This window comes from Acetatifactor sp., assembly GCF_982438285.1.
On the sequence record NZ_CEWDFQ010000278.1, the window covers coordinates 1 to 4204 of the forward strand.

At 49.2% G+C, this 4204-nt stretch carries 4 protein-coding genes and 1 riboswitch; of the genes, 3 read left to right on the plus strand and 1 reads right to left on the minus strand.

Annotated features, from left to right (window positions below; genetic code table 11):
* The coding region (locus AC1WIP_RS12355) for a GTP-binding protein (RefSeq protein ID WP_481142114.1) at positions 1 to 1182 on the minus strand (1182 nt) is incomplete at its 3' end.
* Positions 1183 to 1533: 351 nt separating this feature from the next.
* Between AC1WIP_RS12355 and AC1WIP_RS12360 the strand changes: the two genes are divergently transcribed.
* The 3 genes from AC1WIP_RS12360 to dapA all read left to right on the plus strand — a co-directional run bounded on the left by AC1WIP_RS12360 (position 1534) and on the right by dapA (position 4024).
* A complete protein-coding gene (locus AC1WIP_RS12360; RefSeq protein ID WP_318704466.1) occupies positions 1534 to 2169 on the plus strand; it encodes a single-stranded DNA-binding protein in 636 nt (211 codons plus the stop codon).
* Between the two features lie 95 nt (positions 2170 to 2264).
* Positions 2265 to 2762: a cob(I)yrinic acid a,c-diamide adenosyltransferase gene (locus AC1WIP_RS12365; RefSeq protein ID WP_318704467.1), complete on the plus strand. Its 498-nt coding sequence runs from the start codon at positions 2265 to 2267 to the stop codon at positions 2760 to 2762.
* 75 nt (positions 2763 to 2837) lie between these two features.
* Positions 2838 to 3021: riboswitch (Lysine riboswitch) on the plus strand.
* 118 nt (positions 3022 to 3139) lie between these two features.
* Positions 3140 to 4024, plus strand: a complete 885-nt coding sequence (gene dapA / locus AC1WIP_RS12370; protein WP_481142115.1) for a 4-hydroxy-tetrahydrodipicolinate synthase — start codon at positions 3140 to 3142, stop codon at positions 4022 to 4024.
* Positions 4025 to 4204 lie beyond the last annotated feature (180 nt).

Sequence of the window (4204 nt, forward strand, 5' to 3'; positions counted from 1 at the left end):
GTAGAGCACCTCTGCCTTGCTGACGGCAAATTCAAAGCCCTCCCGCCGCATATTTTCAATGAGGACGGAGAGATGAAGCTCGCCCCTGCCGGATACCTTAAAGCAGTCGGGAGAGTCCGTCTCCTCCACACGCAAAGATACGTCCGTATTCAGCTCCCGGAACAGCCTGTCCCGCAGATGGCGGCTGGTAACATACTTTCCTTCCTTGCCGGCCAGTGGAGAATCGTTTACCATAAACTGCATGGCGATGGTGGGCTCGCTGATTTTCTGGAAGGGAATGGGCGCGATATTTTCCGGAGAGCAGAGGGTATCTCCGATGTGGATGTCGGCGATTCCAGAGATCGCCACAATGGAACCGATGGAAGCCTCCTTTACCTCAACCTTATTAAGTCCGTCAAATTCATAGAGCTTGCTGACCTTTACCCTGGTCTGCTTGTCCGGCTCATGATGGTTGCAGATCACCACATCCTGATTGACCCGTATGGTGCCGTTGTCCACCTTGCCCACGCCGATGCGGCCTACATATTCATTATAGTCGATGGTGCTGATGAGCACCTGGGTGCCGGCGTCGGGATCCCCTTCGGGGGCAGGAATATAGTTTAAAATGGTTTCGAACAGCGGCTCCATGCTGGTGCCGGGCTTTTCCGGTTCCATGGAGGCAACTCCGGCCTTGGCCGAGGCATAGACGAAGGGGCAGTCCAGCTGAGAATCGTCGGCATCGAGCTCCAAAAACAGCTCCAGCACCTCGTCCACCACCTCCTCCGGTCTGGCCTCCGGGCGGTCAATCTTGTTGATGCACACAATGACAGGAAGCTTCAGCTCCAAAGCCTTTCTCAATACAAATTTTGTCTGAGGCATGGCTCCTTCAAAGGCGTCCACTACCAGAATAACGCCGTTTACCATCTTCAGAACCCGTTCCACCTCGCCGCCGAAATCAGCGTGGCCGGGAGTGTCAATGATATTGATTTTGGTGCCCTTGTACATAACGGCCGTATTTTTGGAAAGAATGGTAATGCCCCGTTCCCGCTCCAGGTCATTGGAATCCATCACGCGCTCGGCGATCTCCTGACCGGCCCTGAATACGCCGCTTTGCTTTAAAAGCTCGTCCACCAGGGTGGTTTTTCCGTGGTCTACATGGGCTATGATGGCAACGTTTCTAACATCTTCTCTTTTTTGTCTCATCTCAAACTCCGTTCCGGAACGCTTTTTGCGGATTCTTGTCGATATTTGTCGATCCTTACAGAAATGCCACAGTGTTTGTTCCCTATTGTCAACCAATTATTCTGTCGAATTTTCAAACTGTTACAGTATAGCACCAATTTTTGCCGGATGCAAGGAGAATAAGGGTTCATTTCGGGTTTTATTGGCTTTTCATCTTTATTTTAATGAGAAATAAATCGGTTTTTCGCGTAGTTTGGCGGATTGCGCGATATTTTAGGGTACTATTTTGACCTGAAATAGAGTATAAATAGTATTGCATTACAGGTTTTGTTACCGGAAAAATTCTTAAAGTGTAAGAAGGGAGAACTGAAAATGACAGATAAGGTAATGGAAAACAATCAGGTAACGGTTATGGGGGAAATTATCAGCCAGTTTACCTATAGCCATGAGATTTTCGGAGAAGGATTTTATATGGTGGATGTAAAATGCAAGCGTCTCAGTGAGAGCTATGATATCATACCGGTGATGGTTTCCGAACGGCTGCTGGACGTGACTGCTGACTATATAGGAATGCTGATCTGTGTCAACGGGCAATTTCGTTCCTACAACCGGCATGAGGAAAGAAAAAACAGACTGGTGCTTTCTGTGTTTGCGAGAGAGGTCTCCTTTGTAGATGAGCTGGAGGAGAGCTCTAAGAGCAATCAGATTTATCTGGACGGGTATATCTGTAAGGAGCCTGTTTATCGGAAAACACCCCTGGGACGGGAGATTGCGGATCTTTTGCTGGCAGTGAACCGTCCTTATGGGAAGTCGGACTACATACCCTGCATCTGCTGGGGAAGAAATGCCCGTTATGCCAACCACTTTAAGGTGGGAGAGCGGTGCGCCATCTGGGGCAGGATTCAGAGCCGTGAATATATGAAAAAGCTGGATGAGGAAAATGTGGAGAGAAGAGTTGCCTTTGAAGTGTCTGTGAGCAAGCTGGAGCTTTTGACGGAGGAAGCATAGGGATACTTTGGGAGGAATGCGGCAGAAGTTGCCAACCCTGGAAAAATATGATATGATAAATATCATGTTTTCTGAAAAATACTGTGAGGTGCAACATGGGTAAAGGATTGGTTCATATTTATGCCGGAGACGGACGGGGAAAATCACCTGCAGCAATCGGGAGAGCCGTTATGGCGGCGGTGGAGGGCAAAAGTGTTGTCATGATTCAATTCCTGAAGGGAAGAGGACTTGGCGATTCTGACTTTCTGCGCAGAATGGAGCCTGAGATCAAATTGTTTCGGTTTGAGAAATCCGACGAAAACTTCGCAGAGCTTTCCGACGAAAAAAAGCGGGAAGAGATTATGAATATCAGAAACGGCATTAACTTTGCCAAGAAGGTATTGTCTACGGGAGAGTGTGATCTTTTAATATTGGACGAGGTATTGGGCCTTGTGGAGAAGGGGATCATCACGGTGGAGGACTTAAAAAACCTGCTGGAATGCAGGGGGGAGACCAGCGTAATCCTTACGGGTATTTCCTTAAACGACCAAATCTGCATGCTGGCCGATCAGGTTTCCAAGATAGAGACATTGAAATTTAAGGTGTGGGAATAAATGACGGCAGACTGCAGCCCTGCCTTCAGAAAACCGTTGACAGCAGATAGGGAAAATGATATGATACAAGAAAATAAGGAAGATAGAGGTTGCGTGTTTCAAGAGTATTTTTTCTGATGTGGCAGGCACAGCTGAAGAAGGAAGAAAGGGAAATGCGCCGAAAGAGGAGATTGCCTGCAAATCAAATCTTGGGCATGCGGTTAAGAGCCGTATGACTGTCATCTGCTGTAAGGGCGGCAGATGGGGCGCTATCAAGTGGATATTCCATTGGTATATCATCCGCCAGCGCTTAACACGCTGGCGTTTCTGTTCACAGGGGTATCATTTTTTGAAGCATGGACCGATGCCGCAGAACGGCATAAGAATGGAGGATGTGTATGGCGGTTTTTAAAGGAGCAGGCGTGGCCATTGCGACGCCTATGAAGGAAAACGGGGAAGTGGATTACGGGCAGTTTGACAGGCTGCTGGAATTTCAGATTGAAAATGGAACGGATGCCATTATCGTGTGCGGCACCACAGGTGAGGCCTCTACGCTGACCCACGAGGAGCATCTGGATGTGATCGGACATTGTGTAAAGACGGTTGCAGGCAGGCTTCCCGTGATTGCAGGCACCGGCTCCAACTGTACGGAGACGGCGGTTTATCTCTCAACCGAGGCCCAGAAGCTTGGCGCGGACGGCGTTCTGCTGGTGAGCCCTTATTACAACAAGGCGACGCAGAACGGCCTGTATGCGCACTTTAAGACGGTGGCCCAGGCGGTGGATGTGCCGGTGATTCTCTACAATGTGCCCAGCCGTACGGGATGCAACATTCTGCCGGAGACGATTGTCAGGCTCTGCAGGGATGTGGAAAATATCGCAGGAGTCAAGGAAGCCAGCGGAAATATCAGCCAGATAGCACATCTTGCGGCCATTGCAGACGGCTGTGTGGACATTTATTCAGGAAATGACGATCAGATTGTACCCATTCTGGCCCTGGGAGGAATCGGTGTGATTTCTGTTTTGTCCAATATTGCGCCCAGGCAGACCCATGACATCTGCCAGAAATTTTTGGACGGGGACGTGGAGGGAAGCAGAAAAATGCAGCTGGAGGCCATGGAGCTGTGCAGCGCGCTGTTTTGTGAGGTAAATCCCATCCCGGTGAAGAAGGCGTTAAGCCTGATGGGGATGTGCTCCGGTGCCCTCCGGATGCCTTTGACCCAGATGGAGGAGCCTAATGCACAGAGGCTTGAAAGGGCTATGAAGGCATACGGCATTTTATAAGTAAATGACAGCTGGGCTTTTGGCCTGGCTGTGTGGTCCCGCCTGTTAAGTTTACGGGCGGGATTCTTCATAATAGGGGAAAGTCTGCTGTTTAAGGGCAGGAATAAGAAACAGGAAGGCATGGTAAGAAAAATGATAAGAATTATTATGAATGGATGCAATGGAAAAATGGGACAGGTA

Excerpts from the sequence above, each read along its gene's own strand:
- dapA (WP_481142115.1), top strand. The coding sequence starts at position 3,140 with ATGGCGGTTTTTAAAGGAGCAGGCGTGGCCATTGCGACGCCTATGAAG.
- AC1WIP_RS12365 (WP_318704467.1), top strand. The coding sequence starts at position 2,265 with ATGGGTAAAGGATTGGTTCATATTTATGCCGGAGACGGACGGGGAAAA.
- AC1WIP_RS12360 (WP_318704466.1), top strand. The coding sequence starts at position 1,534 with ATGACAGATAAGGTAATGGAAAACAATCAGGTAACGGTTATGGGGGAA.